This is a genomic window from Chryseomicrobium palamuruense (assembly GCF_042649045.1).
GTDB lineage: Bacteria > Bacillota > Bacilli > Bacillales_A > Planococcaceae > Chryseomicrobium > Chryseomicrobium palamuruense.
On the sequence record NZ_JBHSEF010000009.1, the window covers coordinates 402,579 to 416,801 of the forward strand.

Annotated in this window: 19 protein-coding genes; 12 read left to right on the forward strand and 7 right to left on the reverse strand. The window is 47.5% G+C overall.

What is annotated here, in order from left to right:
- The first annotated feature begins 102 nt into the window (after positions 1 to 102).
- From ACFO0S_RS03505 to ACFO0S_RS03520, 4 genes are all read left to right on the forward strand, one after another.
- Positions 103 to 339, forward strand: a complete 237-nt coding sequence (locus ACFO0S_RS03505) for a DUF1146 family protein (RefSeq protein WP_378140227.1) — start codon at positions 103 to 105, stop codon at positions 337 to 339.
- Positions 340 to 629: 290 nt separating this feature from the next.
- On the forward strand, positions 630 to 1,925 hold the full coding sequence (gene murA, locus ACFO0S_RS03510) for a UDP-N-acetylglucosamine 1-carboxyvinyltransferase (RefSeq protein ID WP_378140229.1): 1,296 nt from the start codon (positions 630 to 632) through the stop codon (positions 1,923 to 1,925).
- 72 nt (positions 1,926 to 1,997) lie between these two features.
- Positions 1,998 to 2,888, forward strand: a complete 891-nt coding sequence (gene spoIID / locus ACFO0S_RS03515) for a stage II sporulation protein D (protein ID WP_378140231.1) — start codon at positions 1,998 to 2,000, stop codon at positions 2,886 to 2,888.
- Positions 2,889 to 2,944: 56 nt separating this feature from the next.
- Positions 2,945 to 3,601: a peptidoglycan DD-metalloendopeptidase family protein gene (locus tag ACFO0S_RS03520; RefSeq protein WP_378140233.1), complete on the forward strand. Its 657-nt coding sequence runs from the start codon at positions 2,945 to 2,947 to the stop codon at positions 3,599 to 3,601.
- Between the two features lie 16 nt (positions 3,602 to 3,617).
- Here ACFO0S_RS03520 and ACFO0S_RS03525 read toward each other — a convergent pair whose 3' ends face one another.
- Complete coding sequence (locus tag ACFO0S_RS03525) at positions 3,618 to 3,794, reverse strand: hypothetical protein (protein ID WP_378140236.1); 177 nt, start codon at positions 3,792 to 3,794, stop codon at positions 3,618 to 3,620.
- 153 nt (positions 3,795 to 3,947) lie between these two features.
- Between ACFO0S_RS03525 and mreB the strand changes: the two genes are divergently transcribed.
- From mreB to ACFO0S_RS03550, 5 genes are all read left to right on the forward strand, one after another.
- Positions 3,948 to 4,940 carry a rod shape-determining protein gene (gene mreB, locus ACFO0S_RS03530; RefSeq protein WP_378140238.1) on the forward strand — a complete coding sequence of 331 codons (993 nt, stop codon included), beginning with the start codon at positions 3,948 to 3,950 and terminating at the stop codon, positions 4,938 to 4,940.
- A 23-nt stretch (positions 4,941 to 4,963) separates the two neighbouring features.
- Positions 4,964 to 5,257, forward strand: a complete 294-nt coding sequence (locus ACFO0S_RS03535) for a DNA-directed RNA polymerase subunit beta (RefSeq protein WP_378140240.1) — start codon at positions 4,964 to 4,966, stop codon at positions 5,255 to 5,257.
- A 13-nt stretch (positions 5,258 to 5,270) separates the two neighbouring features.
- Entirely contained in the window at positions 5,271 to 5,708 is a 438-nt protein-coding gene (gene fabZ / locus ACFO0S_RS03540) for a 3-hydroxyacyl-ACP dehydratase FabZ (RefSeq protein WP_378140242.1), read from the forward strand.
- Positions 5,709 to 5,773: 65 nt separating this feature from the next.
- Positions 5,774 to 6,157 (forward strand): hypothetical protein, encoded by a 384-nt coding sequence (locus ACFO0S_RS03545; protein ID WP_378140244.1) that lies wholly within the window; start codon positions 5,774 to 5,776, stop codon positions 6,155 to 6,157.
- 94 nt (positions 6,158 to 6,251) lie between these two features.
- Positions 6,252 to 6,581 (forward strand): hypothetical protein, encoded by a 330-nt coding sequence (locus tag ACFO0S_RS03550; RefSeq protein ID WP_378140246.1) that lies wholly within the window; start codon positions 6,252 to 6,254, stop codon positions 6,579 to 6,581.
- A gap of 91 nt (positions 6,582 to 6,672) precedes the next feature.
- Here the strand turns inward: ACFO0S_RS03550 and ACFO0S_RS03555 are convergent, their stop codons facing one another.
- Both ACFO0S_RS03555 and ACFO0S_RS03560 read right to left on the reverse strand, forming a co-directional pair.
- Positions 6,673 to 6,933 carry a hypothetical protein gene (locus ACFO0S_RS03555; RefSeq protein WP_417281997.1) on the reverse strand — a complete coding sequence of 87 codons (261 nt, stop codon included), beginning with the start codon at positions 6,931 to 6,933 and terminating at the stop codon, positions 6,673 to 6,675.
- 35 nt (positions 6,934 to 6,968) lie between these two features.
- Entirely contained in the window at positions 6,969 to 7,406 is a 438-nt protein-coding gene (locus tag ACFO0S_RS03560; RefSeq protein ID WP_378140250.1) for a YwpF family protein, read from the reverse strand.
- Between the two features lie 242 nt (positions 7,407 to 7,648).
- Here ACFO0S_RS03560 and ACFO0S_RS03565 point away from each other — a divergent pair, with 242 nt between their 5' ends.
- Positions 7,649 to 8,044 (forward strand): single-stranded DNA-binding protein, encoded by a 396-nt coding sequence (locus ACFO0S_RS03565; RefSeq protein WP_378140252.1) that lies wholly within the window; start codon positions 7,649 to 7,651, stop codon positions 8,042 to 8,044.
- A gap of 79 nt (positions 8,045 to 8,123) precedes the next feature.
- Here the strand turns inward: ACFO0S_RS03565 and ACFO0S_RS03570 are convergent, their stop codons facing one another.
- From ACFO0S_RS03570 to ACFO0S_RS03580, 3 genes are all read right to left on the reverse strand, one after another.
- A complete protein-coding gene (locus ACFO0S_RS03570) occupies positions 8,124 to 10,790 on the reverse strand; it encodes a DEAD/DEAH box helicase (RefSeq protein WP_378140254.1) in 2,667 nt (888 codons plus the stop codon).
- Positions 10,787 to 12,352, reverse strand: a complete 1,566-nt coding sequence (locus ACFO0S_RS03575; RefSeq protein WP_378140256.1) for a hypothetical protein — start codon at positions 12,350 to 12,352, stop codon at positions 10,787 to 10,789. Before ACFO0S_RS03575 ends, ACFO0S_RS03570 begins: the two co-directional genes overlap by 4 nt.
- 90 nt (positions 12,353 to 12,442) lie before the next feature.
- Positions 12,443 to 12,847 carry a helix-turn-helix domain-containing protein gene (locus ACFO0S_RS03580; RefSeq protein ID WP_378140259.1) on the reverse strand — a complete coding sequence of 135 codons (405 nt, stop codon included), beginning with the start codon at positions 12,845 to 12,847 and terminating at the stop codon, positions 12,443 to 12,445.
- Between the two features lie 153 nt (positions 12,848 to 13,000).
- On the opposite strand from ACFO0S_RS03580, the gene ACFO0S_RS03585 reads away from it, so the two are divergent.
- A complete protein-coding gene (locus ACFO0S_RS03585) occupies positions 13,001 to 13,270 on the forward strand; it encodes a hypothetical protein (RefSeq protein ID WP_378140261.1) in 270 nt (89 codons plus the stop codon).
- Between the two features lie 120 nt (positions 13,271 to 13,390).
- On the opposite strand, the gene ACFO0S_RS14795 is transcribed toward ACFO0S_RS03585, so the two are convergent.
- A complete protein-coding gene (locus ACFO0S_RS14795; RefSeq protein WP_417281998.1) occupies positions 13,391 to 13,636 on the reverse strand; it encodes a hypothetical protein in 246 nt (81 codons plus the stop codon).
- 105 nt (positions 13,637 to 13,741) lie between these two features.
- Between ACFO0S_RS14795 and ACFO0S_RS03595 the strand changes: the two genes are divergently transcribed.
- A complete protein-coding gene (locus ACFO0S_RS03595; RefSeq protein ID WP_378140265.1) occupies positions 13,742 to 14,194 on the forward strand; it encodes a transcriptional regulator in 453 nt (150 codons plus the stop codon).
- Positions 14,195 to 14,223 lie beyond the last annotated feature (29 nt).

Genomic DNA, 14,223 nt, shown 5'->3' on the forward strand with positions numbered 1-14,223 from the left:
ACTCGTCCTTGTGAAAAAAATTCACAAGTTGGTCAATTGCTCTCACCAAATTCTCATGTTCAGCCGATATAATAGAAAGTATGTGAGGAGGAGAGCATACCCATGACACTTACAGATCTAGGAATACAAGCAACCATCGGCATAGCGGTGCATCTTTTTTTTATCGCCGTAGCCTTCTATGGTCTACAAAGTGTCCGGCTCGATGTCGTCTTTAAAAAAGGCCACGTCTTTCAGGTGCAAATAATGATGATTCTGCTCAGTCTTGTCATTGGAACAATTGCTGGAAACTTCTTTCTACAATTAATGAACTGGTCATCACAGCTTCAATTTTTATTTTAATAATTCTAAGGAAGTTCGACAGAAAATATCTCATCATATTTCCCGGGAAATATTTCGTCGAATGATGTTTAAGTCAAACCTTGTAGGGTATCTAAAAAATAGCTGAACATTAGAAAAATAAACACATACTATAGTAATACAAAATGTTGTGATAATAGGGGATTAAGTTACTTGTCAGACCTCTTTTTTCATTGTATGATGTATCTTGTGTCTTAATACCCTAATTTCAACAATTAACGAACTGAAACCTATATAAAAGCATGTTATGTCAATTTTCGGAGGTAAGCAAAGTGGATAAAATAATTGTCAAAGGCGGGCGCGCATTAACTGGAAACGTACGTGTCGAGGGAGCTAAAAATGCAGTACTTCCTGTGCTTGCAGCAGCATTACTCGCATCGAAAGGAAAGAACATCATCAATGAAGTTCCTTCTCTAGCAGATGTAAAAACTATTAATGAGGTTCTTCGCAGCCTCAATACAAAAATAGACTACAAACCTGAAAATAAACAGGTGATCATTGATTCTTCAGCTCCCCTAGAGAGTGAAGCACAATTCGAATACGTACGAAAAATGCGCGCATCGATTCTAGTCATGGGTCCTATCTTAGCTCGTAACGGATTTGCACGAGTTGCCCTTCCGGGTGGATGTGCAATCGGTTCTCGTCCGATTGATCAGCATTTAAAAGGCTTTGAAGCGATGGGCGCCTCCATCTCTTTCGGCCAAGGATTTGTGGAAGCACGCACGGAAGGTCGTTTACAAGGTGCAAAAATCTACCTTGACTTCCCAAGTGTTGGTGCGACTGAAAACATCATGACGGCCGCTGCTTTAGCAGAAGGAACTACTGTCATCGAAAACGCAGCAAAAGAACCGGAAATTGTTGACCTTGCCAACTTCATCAACAACATGGGGGGTAAAGTCAAAGGGGCCGGTACAGACGTCATCAAAATCGAAGGCGTGAAGGAACTGGTTGGTGCAGAGCACACCATTATTCCAGACCGTATCGAATCAGGTACATTCATGGTGGCAGCTGCCATCACGCGTGGCGATGTGATTATCGAAAACGCAGTGCCTGAACATATGACAGCCCTTATTTCAAAAATGCAGGAAATGGGTGTAAAAATCACGGAAACAGAACAAGGCTTACGTGTCAAAGCGGAAGGCGAATTAAAATCCGTAGATATCAAAACGATGCCTCACCCAGGATTCCCAACTGATATGCAGTCACAGATGATGTCACTCATGATGACAGCACACGGTACTGGGATTATCACAGAAACTGTATTCGAAAACCGTTTCATGCACGTCGAAGAATTCCGCCGCATGAACGGAAACTTAAAAATAGAAGGTCGCTCCGTCATCATGGAGAACCCATCCGACCTACAAGGTGCAGAAGTTGCCGCAACTGACTTGCGCGCAGCCGCCGCTTTAATCCTTGCAGGACTTGTAGCAGATGGGATCACTCGTGTGACTGAACTGAAACACTTAGATCGAGGGTACGTGAATTTCGACAAGAAATTAGCAGCACTTGGTGCAGATGTTGAACGTGTAGGCTCAGAATCCGCAGAACGCGAAACACAACTGGTCTAATACCCATTCATACTTTATACAAAAGCAGTTGTCCTGATGCATAGGGCAACTGCTTTTTTCATATACTGCACCATGAAAAAACTTGTGTACCCACTTCTCATCCTATCCACTTTCGCGGCAATCTATACCATTCCAATGACTCAACTTTCACCTACTGCAACTTGCGCGCCTACAATTCTCGTGAAAGGAGAACCTGAACCCATCGCCCTCGATACCTATCTCCTTGGCGTTCTTGCCGGTGAAATGCCAGCAAGTTTCCCGGAGGAAGCCTTGCGTGCCCAGGCCTACGCCGCCCGTACATATGCCCTGCGCGCCACAGATTTCGGGAGGAAGCAGCCAATAGGGACGACAACTGGATCGCAAGTTTATTTAAGCGCCTCTGAGCGTCAGACTAAATGGGGTAAAGACACCGCCCTTTACGAAACAAAACTGAATGCGGCGATTGAGAGCACAGAGCACCATTACATTACGTTTCAGGAAGAGCCCATCACGGCCATGTTTTTCTCTACCAGCAATGGGATGACCGAGTCCGCAGTGAATTATGGTGGCAATGAATATCCGTACCTTATTCCGGTTGCGAGTATGGAGCCGGATGTAAAACCGCAATCGAAGACACTCCCACTGGAAGAATTCGCGCAACTCCTCGGTGCCACGCCAGAACAAATCAAAGAGCTCACCTTGGTCCGTAATGAAACGAATCGCGTCCAACTCGTCAAGCTCCCCAACCGCACGCTTACAGGACGTGAATTTCGGACGCTTTTCGAACTCCCTTCCACAGACTTTTCGATTCAACTCATTGGTACGTCTGTTTATATATCAACAAAAGGCTATGGTCACGGAGTGGGCATGAGTCAATACGGTGCCAAAGCAATGGCTGAGCAGGGTGCAACAGCTGAAGACATTATCGCGCACTATTATCCAGGGACAGAATTTCGTGTCATTCAGGGCTGTGAAAAAAAGTAAAACACCCGCGTTTAAAACAAGACGGACAGGTTCACACTGAAATCGAGGTGATGAACATGAACTCGTCAATGAAAAAACCACCATTCATTGAAGCAGCTAAAAAGAAATGGATCTACCCGGTCATCTACGGCGGTGCAGCCCTTGCCATTGCAGGACTTGCTTGGGGCTACACAGCAGTCAGTGGAGACGACGCAGCGCTCCCAGTAACGAGTCTCGAAATCAATGAAAACGCAGGGGAAACGGTGACGATCGAGCCGACACCAGCTGCAGAAGTCATGACGTATCCATACGATGAACAATTACTCGACAACATCTTTGTCGTCCAACCTTTCTATGAAGTCGAAGCGCCAGAAGAAGAGCGCTCGAAATCCATTATGGTGTTCGGCAAAACCTATTCCACAATGGCTGGCGTTACACTTTCTCAAGGTGACGAACCATTTGAAGTACGTGCCGCTCTGAGCGGAAAAGTAACGAACATCATTTCCGATGAATTTATGGGAGACGCTGTAGTGCTCACGCACGAGAATGGTTTTGAAACATTCTATCGTTCTGTAACCGACATCACGGTGAAAGTGGGAGACGAGGTCCGCCAAGGCGACCCGATTGCCACATCCAGCACTAACCACTGGAACAAGACAGCAGGCAACCACTTGCAGTTTGAAGTGAAACAAGACGGTACAGCCGTAAATCCTGCCAAGTTCATCGCATTTTAACCCATCCCGCAGCGAATCAGCTGCGGGATTTTTCTTGTGCGACACGGTCCGACCGTGTCGCGAACCCAGGGTCGAACCCACTCGCCGCCCCACCCATCGACCGTGTCGCGAACCCAGGGTCATTCCCACTCGCCGCCCCACCCATCGACCGTGTCGCGAACCCAGGGTCATTCCCACTCACCGCCCCACCCATCGACCGTGCCACCCCCCAAAAAACTGAATTCTTCCAATAGTCTCGCACATTCAAAGAAAACTGTACGTTTCGACAAAAACTATGATAAAATTAAAAGTCGAGAAACCTAAAAACATAGAGATAGATAGTTTGGGAAGGGAGACCCCTACGAGAATGTTTTCTAAAGATATTGGCATAGATTTGGGGACAGCCAACGTGCTGATCCACGTAAAAGGCAAAGGTATCGTCCTAAATGAGCCTTCTGTTGTTGCACTAGACCGGCAAACTCGGCGCGTCCTGGCTGTGGGAGAAGAAGCGCGTCAAATGCTCGGTCGTACACCTGGGAATATCGTCGCGATTCGCCCCTTAAAAGACGGTGTTATTGCAGACTTTGACGTGACAGAAGCGATGCTGAAACATTTCATCAACAAGCTGAATGTCAAAGGCATGTTCACAAAACCACGGATTCTAATTTGCTGTCCAACGAATATTACAAGCGTAGAGCAAAAAGCGATTCGAGAAGCCGCTGAAAAATCCGGTGGAAAAAAAGTATTTCTTGAAGAAGAACCTAAAGTGGCTGCTATCGGGGCTGGTATGGACATCTTCCAACCGAGCGGAAACATGGTTGTCGATATTGGTGGCGGAACGACAGACGTGGCCGTTCTATCGATGGGCGACATCGTGACATCTGAATCCATTAAAGTTGCTGGAGACGTCTTTGATCAAGATATTCTTCAGTACATCAAGAAAGCATACAAGCTGCTGATTGGGGAACGGACAGCTGAAAATATTAAAATTGAAATTGCGACGGTCTATCCTCAAGGCCGAAGTGAAACGATGGACATCCGCGGCCGTGATATGGTAACGGGTCTTCCGCGCACGATTACCATTACGTCCGAAGAAATCGAAGGTGCCTTGCATGAATCCGTATCGGTCATCATTCAGGCGTGTAAAAACGTTCTGGAAAAGACCCCACCGGAATTGTCCGCAGACATCATCGACCGAGGTGTCATCATTACCGGTGGAGGAGCTCTTCTCCACGGGATGGACCAATTATTGACAGACGAACTAAAAGTACCCGTGTTCCTTGCAGAGAGTCCAATGGATTGCGTCGCGATTGGAACGGGTATTATGCTAGATAATATGCCAAAAACGTTAAAGCGCTAGAGCTTGAATAAAGGAGTACATGTATGACCGAAGAGAAAGCAGTTACTCGCAAACAGGTGAAAGCCGTGCGTGCGCAAAAAAGTGAAGGACAAGAGAAGACAGACACGGAAAAACGCCAAAAGCCGACACGTTGGGTTCAAATTCGCTTGTTCCCGATTTGGCTGCGTATCCTGCTTGTTCTCGTTTTACTTGCCGCTGCCATTGCAGCAGGACTTACAGTAGGCTTTTCCGTAATTGGAGGCGGCGATGCATCTGACGCTCTTAAATGGGAAACCTATCAGCACATCATTAATATCTTAAATGGCACCACGAAATAAGGGGGAAATGCACATGCTAACGACAGAGCAGATTCAAGCTATCTTACCGCATCGGTATCCATTTTTACTTGTCGATCGCATTTTAGAGATTGAAGAAGGAAAACGTGCGGTTGGCTTAAAGAATGTTTCCATCAATGAAGAGTATTTCAACGGACATTTTCCGGGTTATCCGGTCATGCCAGGTGTCTTAATTGTGGAAGCACTTGCCCAAGTAGGCGCAACAGCGGTTCTTCAAATGCCTGAATACAAAGGACGCCTTGCATTCTTCACAGGAATTGACAACTGTCGCTTCAAACGACAAGTCAAACCGGGTGATCAACTTCGTCTCGAAGTTGAACTCACACGTCTTCGTGGTCAAATCGGAAAAGGACATGCCGTAGCGACCGTGGACGGAGAAATCGCGTGCGAAGCCGATATTCTATTTGCCATCGGTCCAAAAGCAGGCGAATAAACACCGCTGTACAGCAAGTGAAGGTCACAGCTCCTTGATGTATGGTACCGAGGAGGTACATCACCATGTATAAAAACTTACCATCAGGTATCAAAATAAGTATTACCCGTTCCATTTCTACAGCCTTTGAAAACTACATGTCATCCATCGATTGGGAAGAAGACCGCTTTGATATGAACGATTTCATTTTCTTCTGGCGTGCCCACAGCGAAGAGCAAGGCACATGGTTCGCGAAAGTTGATCCGGAAGTGAAAGAGGATCCTGGTTTCCACGAAGCCATCGCGAAAAAAATTAACGAAACGATTGAAAAAATTGTTTCAGAACCTGTGTCAGAAGATTTGGCGGCATCCATTGAGATTAAGCAAGAGAAGTTAGGTACGTCTTATCAGTATGGCTGTAAAGCGGAAGCACAATACGTGGAGCAGCTATTAAAGGAAATGGAAAAGTAGGCAGAATCCGTTTCGCATATTCCCTTCTTTTAGAAGCAGACTAGTTAAAGTCACAGACGCTGTGATGAGTCCGCTAAGAAAGGAGGGTTTTTTCATGAAAAAATCGTTAACTGTGGGGCTCGCCGCTTCCGCTCTATTACTCGGTGCCTGTAACATGGACCAAAGCATTCCGGATAATAACGAAACACCGATGGAAGATGTCCGCGAAGACGCGCAAGAAATGGTCCCTGACGTGACACCACCGGAGACGAATGGAAACGGGAATGGAAACGACACGAGGGACAATCGAAACGACGTTGCTCCGTCCTCTCAAGACAAGAACACTGACACGGACAAAGACATGATGAAAGATCCAAACACCAACGAAGAAGAAGTCATCGAAGACGACATCGACCGCAAAGACCCGGACAATAAAGACGAATAAACGACTTTCACAGACATGAATGACGGTCTTTAGGGATGTCGGTATGAGATCCACAGGGACAGTCAATGGTATACCCATCCAGCTCATTCCACTACCAAGTCAGCTTGGGATGTGTTAAGAGCAACGACGACCCTGGGTTGAACCCTGGGTCCGCGAGTAGGACGGTGGGTAGGAACAAGAGTAGGTTCGACCCTCGGTTCGCGACACGGTTGCTGACACGGTCCGTGGGTAGGTTCGCGAGTAGGAACAAGAGTAGGACCTTCCCACGGTTCGACCGAGGGATATTGACACAGTCGCCGACACGGTCCAACCGTGTCGCCCATAAAGCAACACCACATAAAAAAGCGAGCACAACCACTCAAAAAATTGGTTTGTGCTCGCTCTTTTTTATTTTTTATCCTGATCTTTTTTTAAAACTGGCCGTTCCTTCATATCCTTCTCAAAACGCTCAAGAAGGGCCGCCCCTTCTAAACCTTCGTCGATCAGTTCATAAAGTAATCCTTCGGCATATTTCCGACGCGCGCGTTTCAATGTGCCCCGGAACAGGACAGAGATGCCCTCACCGACTTCTTTGACGGAATACGCCATCACTTCAAATGGAGCTGGTTCATTTTCTGGATAGGATATGACCACACGTGCTTCGACCAATTCTTGCGAAGCGACGAGGTCATCAAAAAAAGATTTCAAATCACGCACTGTGAACAATTCGATCGCCCACGAACGCGCAATGTTTTCTTGATTGATAATGATGCCGTCTTCAAGCGGAATTCGTTTCGTTTCATTTTCCGATAGAATCGATGCTTCGATGACTTTAAATGTCTTCACCTGGTAGACCTCCACGACGTTTATTTCCCTAAGTATAGCATAGCTTTTTCCGGGTTAAAAAAAGTTGAAGAACGCTCGAAATCTATATTTTCACAGCATTTTCGACTCCAAAATGAAGTTTTCACACGATAATTCGACGATTTCGGCCATTTTACCGCTTCAAAATGAAATTGTGTATGTTTGCCAACAATGGATGTTGTCGCCTATGCTTAGCCTACTTTTAGAAGAAAGGAGGTGAACGCATGAACAAAGTCTCACTCATCGGCAGGCTCACGAAAGATCCCATCCTGCGTACGATTTCGGACGATCGTAAAGTATCTGGATTTATTCTGGCTGTGCCGAACGGCTATAAAAAAGATGAAGCAGATTTCATCACCTGCTCCATCTATGGAAAACTTGCGGAACTGACCGTCAAGTATTGTGGCAAAGGGTCTCTCGTCGGAATAACCGGTCGGATACATACCCGGACCTATGAAAAGGAACCGGGGAAACGCGTCTATGCCACGGATGTTATTGTCGAAGAAATCAGGTTCCTCGCTACGAAGCGGAAAGAAGAACATCCACCGGATCAAGTGGAAGTCTCTGAAGAACGCTTTGAATTCCCGCACGACTTGAAACCAAATACACTTCCAGTATAAGAAGAATACTACATCGTCGCTTTAGAAATACACTCGTAGAGACTATGCTTTTCTGGGGATAGGCATGAGTCTTGCCCTCTTACGAGAGGGTCAATAACTCCGTCAGCTCATCATCATTGAGCTCGGTAATCCACTGACTTGAGTGAATCAGTTCATCTGAGAGTGTCTGTTTTTGCTCAAGCAGTGTATCAATTTTTTCTTCAATCGTTCCGATCGTCAAGAACTTATGCACATGCACGAACTGTTGCTGCCCAATGCGGTACGCACGGTCTGTCGCTTGGTTTTCGACTGCCGGATTCCACCAACGGTCCGCGTGCAACACGTGCGTTGCCGCTGTCAGATTGAGTCCCGTTCCGCCAGCCTTGAGCGATAATAAGAAAATTGGAAATTCTCCCGCCTGGAACGAAGCGACCATATGATCGCGCTGTCCTTTCGGCATACTGCCCGTCAGGAACGGACTATCGATATCATAGAGTTCACTGAAACAGTGCTGCAGCAGATGGCCCATGCCAATGTATTGCGTAAAGATCAGACACTGCTCACCGCGCGCCGCAACTTCACCCGCGAGCGCCACAATACCTGCCAATTTTTCTGACCGTTTGAGCATCGTCTCTGCATCGTCAAAGGGTTCTTTCAAATAAAGAGCAGGATGGTTGCATAGCTGCTTCAACTTGCTCAGCATCTTAAGTACCAACCCCTTACGCTGAAAGCCACTCAAATTACCGAGCTGGCTCACCGATTCTTGAATCAACGACTCATAAAGAGCCGCTTGTTCCGTCGTCAATGCACAGTATTCTTTCTGCTCAAGCTTCTCCGGTAAATTCAGTAACAAGACCGGATCCCGCTTCGTACGGCGTAACAAGAACGGCTGAATTTTCAGACGCAGACGATGCTTCGCCTGGTCATCCTCATCTCTCTCGATCGGAGCCATATAGTTTTCTTGGAACGACTTGAACGACCCAAGGTACCCTTTATGAATAAAGTCAAAGATTGCCCATAGTTCGGACAAGCGGTTCTCAACTGGTGTCCCGGTCAAAGCAATATGATGCGTCCCGCGCAATTTCCGGATGGCCCGAGACTGCTTCGTCTGCATGTTTTTAATGTTTTGTGCCTCGTCCAGCGTCACAGAACTCCAAGGAATCTGCTGCAAGAGTTCAGCGTCTTGTGTCGCAATTCCATACGTCGTCACCACTACGTCCGCTTCTAAATCAAGCGACCCACGGTTCGATCCATAATGCGTGTGGAGATTTAGGCTCGGGGCAAACTTCTGCAGTTCTTTCTGCCAGTTTCCCAGCACCGAAGTCGGACAGATGATTAGGGAAGGATGCGTCGGCGTCTGTTCGTGGACATGCAATAAGTACGCTATGAGCTGAACCGTTTTCCCGAGCCCCATGTCATCGGCAAGTACTGCCCCGAATGATTCGTTCCGCATAAACACGAGCCAGTTGAGGCCGAGTTGTTGGTACGGACGAAGTTCCGTAAGCAAGTTCGCAGATGGTGGAACTTCCGGGAACCCTTTTTTCTCTTGCAACTGCGTCAAATAGGTCTCGAGGGACTGCTGTAACTGGAACTGCACGAGCGGATCGTCTTCGTCCTCGTCTTCTAGAGCAAGCGCCAGCTCTTCCGGAAGCTCTTGGAAAAGTAAGTCTTTTACGGTCCATTCTTCATCTTCTGAACGGTCAAGAAGCTTACGGATCTCTTGAATCCACTGTGCATCAATTTGGAACCACTGGTCACCCGAGCGGATGAATGACCGGTTCTCATCGACAAGTTGTCGGAACTGGTCTTCTGAAATTTCCTGGCCACCGAGGGAAAAGTTCCAGTTAAACTGAAGAATCTGTTCAAGTCCGGCTGCTGATTTATACCGGTTTGTTCCGGCAGAAGCGCGCACTTGCATCTTCGTCTCTTTCAATTCCTTGAGCCAACTTGGAAGCACTACATCATACCCGAACGCTTGCAGCTTAGCCAGGTCATGACGAAGAAAATCCCGAACTTGCTGGTCTTCAAGCTGCCTATAAACAAACGTCTCAGGGGCCTCATCGAGCACAGAAATAAAAGGAATCAAGCCGTGTTGAAACTGCGAAACCACCTCGCTCAGGTGGGCCCATTTCGGTGGTAGGGCTTCTCCAACCGGAAGCGCACGCTTTTTCACAGCGGGTGCCCAGTAACTCGAGCTCCGTGCGCCGCGGACCACTGTCTCTAGAATCCATTCATCCGTCATATCATCCGGCTCCATCAAGCGAAGAGCCACATGAATTTCCGGATGTGCCTGGACCTTCTTGATTGGCCAGCCGCCTTCTTTAAAGTAGTCACTAAGGCTGACAAGGTCATCATAGGAAAACGCGGCTTGACGCGCTTTCTGTAAGATGGCGGTCTCGATTGTCGTGGTCACAGCTTCATTTTCAGAAACAGCGACGACGATACTGTGGACGTCAAATTTCACGTCATTCCATAAATCGGGACGCGCCCACAAGTCGACCGCTTCCCGGATGACGGCCATATGTTTCATCGAATCCGAGTCTTCACCGTACAGTCTAACAAGTCCGGCTGGTTCTGCGAACAGTTCAATTGCATCCAGTGCGGACAGCACAAATTTGCCTTTCACTTCCTCTGCATGGAGGCCGTAAAAGCTGTCACGGTGGGAACCGAACAAGATGTGGCGCAGGCGCTCCGGCCGCGAGGGACTGGACACGGCAAAGCCACCATCGATCGGTTCAATACGTATAGGAAGAGAAAATAAACTCACAGTGCAAGATTTCCTTTCTCCATTTCCTGCTGCAAGGCACGCAGGCGGCGATATTTTTCACGAATTTCTTTCACGTAGCTGTTCCAGTATGCCGCGTCACCCGCAGCTTTTGCGAGTTGCTTCATCTTCTTCAGATGACGCACGGCTTGCTTATAACTATCACGTTTCTTCTCATCGATTTCACGCAAGATGTTGAGGTGATAGATCGGCATCGCATGAGCTGGCGAGTGGTTGGCGACCATCTGTAAGCCACAGGTCTCGGCATACGAGATGCCACTTGCAAAGAATAAGTGCAGTTCTTGCCACTCTTTAAAGCGCTCTTGTTCGATCAACCAGTGCGAGTAGGGCTCGAGCGTATGCGGAAGTAACATCTGACAGAAGTGTTCTTTGTCATCCGCTTCAAGCCCCATTTCTCGCTCCATTTGACGAATCGTGTAGACATACCGAGAAGCAAGTGGGTCTTCGAGTAAAAACTCTTCAATCGCAGGCAGGAGTCGTTGCATCATATGTGTGGCTGACTGCGTATCTTCCTGGTCGAGTGCGTAGCGAATGAGCGACAAATAATTCGGCACTTCTTCCGGGGCGGCGTATTGAAGGGTTTCGAGCAGCTGTTCGCTGTTACCCATCTGCAAGTAAAAGAGCTGCCGGAGCGAAAGGAGGGAGTTCCCGTCTTTCGTCTCGGAGTGCTTCTCGAGGAAATCGAGTTCGATCGCACGCGTTTTCTGGTTGCCGAGTTCGTTCCAGTACGCAGAGTAGATCGCGCTGCGCTGGTTAAAGTACCCGCTCGTTTCAATAAGTAAATGACGGACATACCGTTCGATGCGCTCATAGAATGGGTCTGCCGCGAAGAATCGGTGTTGGGCGTTCAGTTGCCGGAACTGGTGCTTCAGGACCTGGGTGGTCTCGTCGAGATAGTAACGAACACGACCGCGCTCATTTTCCCGGAGGAACGATTCAAACACCGGCCACAATTTGACGAGGGTCATCAGTGTGACGCTCGCATCGAAAATGACGTGCCACTCGCGCTCTAAAGGACGAATGCGCTGCATTTGGCGGCGGTAGTCATTCAAAGCAAACTCCATTAAGAAGAAGCTCGATGCATGGTCTTCGATGACGAGCTTCGTAAGTAAATTGTTTGCGTACTGTTCCCAAGCAAGTGGAGTGCGTTCCTGGCGAATCTTACGGAGCGCCTCCACATCTGCGGATTGTTTCCAGTCGCGGACCCAGTCAGTCAGGGAGCCGAAGTGTTGATATAAGTAGAAATAGGAAGCGGTAACATGCCGGCAGATGGGTGTGGCTTTGCAACTGCACGCAGCGCCTTCATGGAAACCGATCTCGACATACGCATCCTGGACGTCACGGACGATAAAGGTGGCTTCATGCTGGACGGGACGGTAGTCAACGAGACGTACTGCGCCGTTTCGGACAAAGCTTTGGGCACTGCGGACAAGGGATTCGTCTTGTGTTGTGCCCGCAACGAGTGTGTTTTTGAGTTCGTTCATGGTTTCTTGAACATTTTCCTGGTAAAAGTATAGCAGCCGCTGGACGGTCATGCCTGTCATTCGAGTCACCACATTTCTAAAAGACTATCCTTCCATTATAGCGTCTTTTCGGCAAAGAAAAAACATGGATTCGAAAAGTCGGATCCATGTTTAGGAATGATTTTTTAAAACTGCTTGAAGAAAGGCCGTTCGTTCTTTATCAGAAAGGTCACGAAGTTCGAGAAGAAGACGACGAAACATTGCGTCTTTGAGAAGTTCCTCGAGAAGGTCATGGAACTGACTGTAATACTGGCTCTTCGATTCATGCGCTTGTTCCACCAACGTCTCAGCTGTTCGGCGCGTACCAGGGGAGAGTGACAGAAGGTCAAGAAATTGTTCTTTTGACATGCCATAGCGCTCGTACATCAGTAGAAGAATATCTAGGCTTAGCTGCCTTGTTCCGGCTTCGTAACGAGAGAGGTTCGCAGCGGGAATTTCCAATAGTTTAGCGGCCTCTTTTTGTGAGATATTGAGTTGTTCTTCACGAAACGTTTTTAGCTTTTCATGAAATATCATGACGTCACCACCTGCTTACCAATTTGGTAATAGCGTAACGAAATGAGTGGTTGAAAATAGGGAAATTACCAAAACGGCAAGAAAGGTAAATGAGCCCAAGAAAATAAGATATAACCAAATTAGGGTTAACTTTATAAGAAGAGAGAGATGCGGATGCCACGGAGTATTTTACGATTGTCGTTTCACTCGAAGCGTCACCAGGAAAGTTGTTTAACTATTGAAATTGAATTGTGTTCGGCAAGGCAAGCACGGAAGTATTTAAAAAATGGTACATTACTTCTATGTGAAGTATCGTATGATTTGTTTTTAATCACCGACCGGAAATTGACGCAGCAGGAGATTGCAAACCTCCCGCTAGATCAGATCTTGGCCACCTATGAGAAGGGCATCGGCTATATGACCCGCCGACCGGTACGCAAGTAGGCCATACCCACAACCATATCCCGACCTACATAACCCTGTCGGTTGATGAGAGAATCCAGTGACGTGTTGTTGCTGGATTTTTTGTGTTCAGATGTGGAGAAGGCTCGTTCAGAAATTCGGTCAAATGACAGCGTGGACAGGGAGGCGCCCTTCACCCACAAACCCAGGGTCGGACCGTGTCATCGGCCCACCCACGAACCCACCCACCGACCCACCCACGAACCCAGGGTCGGACCGTGTCGCCGACCCACCCATCGACCCACCCACAAACCCAGGGTCGGACCGTGTCACCGACCCACCCATCGACCCACCCACGAACCCAGGGTCGGACCGTGTCGCCGACCCACCAACATTCGACGCCGACATTCGACATGAAAATTTCTTCCAATAGGATGTTTTTCTGCACACAATTACGGGAATATGATAAACTACAAGTAAGAAACAGAATATTTAAAAAAGGAGGGGGAAACTATGCTACATGTTGAAATGATGAAGCCGTTCCACATGGAAATAAAGGATGGAAAGATTCGACTGGTGTTTGCGTACCAATACTTTTCATTAAGAAAAGAAGAGGAAGTGTTCAGCTTCATTCCGGTTGAAGGAAAAGAGATTTTGATCAATAAAGATACGATGCAAGTAGAGAATCTGTCGGAAGTATTCGTGTTCCAAAAGGGCAATCGCTTCATTCGCTTGCCACTCTATCAGCTACTGCTCGTATCCGATGTGCATGATCATTTGAAAGTGCTCATTGAACCGATAGCAGAAACAGCTGAAATCGAAGAAAGTGAAGAAGTTAATGAGTTGATCACTCAGCTTGAACAGGAAAACTTCGAACGACTTATGGACAATGCACTGCTCCATCGCGATGCCGACCTATTCTATCAATTACTTGCTGCCCAGCATGACGGAGGTACTTATGTCTAAGTCAACTCAATAGAAAGCACCTATCCTCT

Excerpts from the sequence above, each read along its gene's own strand:
- ACFO0S_RS03535 (WP_378140240.1), top strand. The coding sequence starts at position 4,964 with ATGACCGAAGAGAAAGCAGTTACTCGCAAACAGGTGAAAGCCGTGCGT.
- ACFO0S_RS03565 (WP_378140252.1), top strand. The coding sequence starts at position 7,649 with ATGAACAAAGTCTCACTCATCGGCAGGCTCACGAAAGATCCCATCCTG.
- mreB (WP_378140238.1), top strand. The coding sequence starts at position 3,948 with ATGTTTTCTAAAGATATTGGCATAGATTTGGGGACAGCCAACGTGCTG.
- ACFO0S_RS03520 (WP_378140233.1), top strand. The coding sequence starts at position 2,945 with ATGAACTCGTCAATGAAAAAACCACCATTCATTGAAGCAGCTAAAAAG.
- fabZ (WP_378140242.1), top strand. The coding sequence starts at position 5,271 with ATGCTAACGACAGAGCAGATTCAAGCTATCTTACCGCATCGGTATCCA.
- ACFO0S_RS03575 (WP_378140256.1), bottom strand. The coding sequence starts at position 12,352 with ATGACAGGCATGACCGTCCAGCGGCTGCTATACTTTTACCAGGAAAAT.
- ACFO0S_RS03525 (WP_378140236.1), bottom strand. The coding sequence starts at position 3,794 with ATGGGTGGGGCGGTGAGTGGGAATGACCCTGGGTTCGCGACACGGTCG.
- ACFO0S_RS03545 (WP_378140244.1), top strand. The coding sequence starts at position 5,774 with ATGTATAAAAACTTACCATCAGGTATCAAAATAAGTATTACCCGTTCC.
- ACFO0S_RS03550 (WP_378140246.1), top strand. The coding sequence starts at position 6,252 with ATGAAAAAATCGTTAACTGTGGGGCTCGCCGCTTCCGCTCTATTACTC.
- spoIID (WP_378140231.1), top strand. The coding sequence starts at position 1,998 with ATGAAAAAACTTGTGTACCCACTTCTCATCCTATCCACTTTCGCGGCA.
- ACFO0S_RS14795 (WP_417281998.1), bottom strand. The coding sequence starts at position 13,636 with ATGTCGGCGTCGAATGTTGGTGGGTCGGCGACACGGTCCGACCCTGGG.
- ACFO0S_RS03505 (WP_378140227.1), top strand. The coding sequence starts at position 103 with ATGACACTTACAGATCTAGGAATACAAGCAACCATCGGCATAGCGGTG.
- ACFO0S_RS03580 (WP_378140259.1), bottom strand. The coding sequence starts at position 12,847 with ATGATATTTCATGAAAAGCTAAAAACGTTTCGTGAAGAACAACTCAAT.
- ACFO0S_RS03595 (WP_378140265.1), top strand. The coding sequence starts at position 13,742 with ATGCTACATGTTGAAATGATGAAGCCGTTCCACATGGAAATAAAGGAT.
- ACFO0S_RS03585 (WP_378140261.1), top strand. The coding sequence starts at position 13,001 with ATGCCACGGAGTATTTTACGATTGTCGTTTCACTCGAAGCGTCACCAG.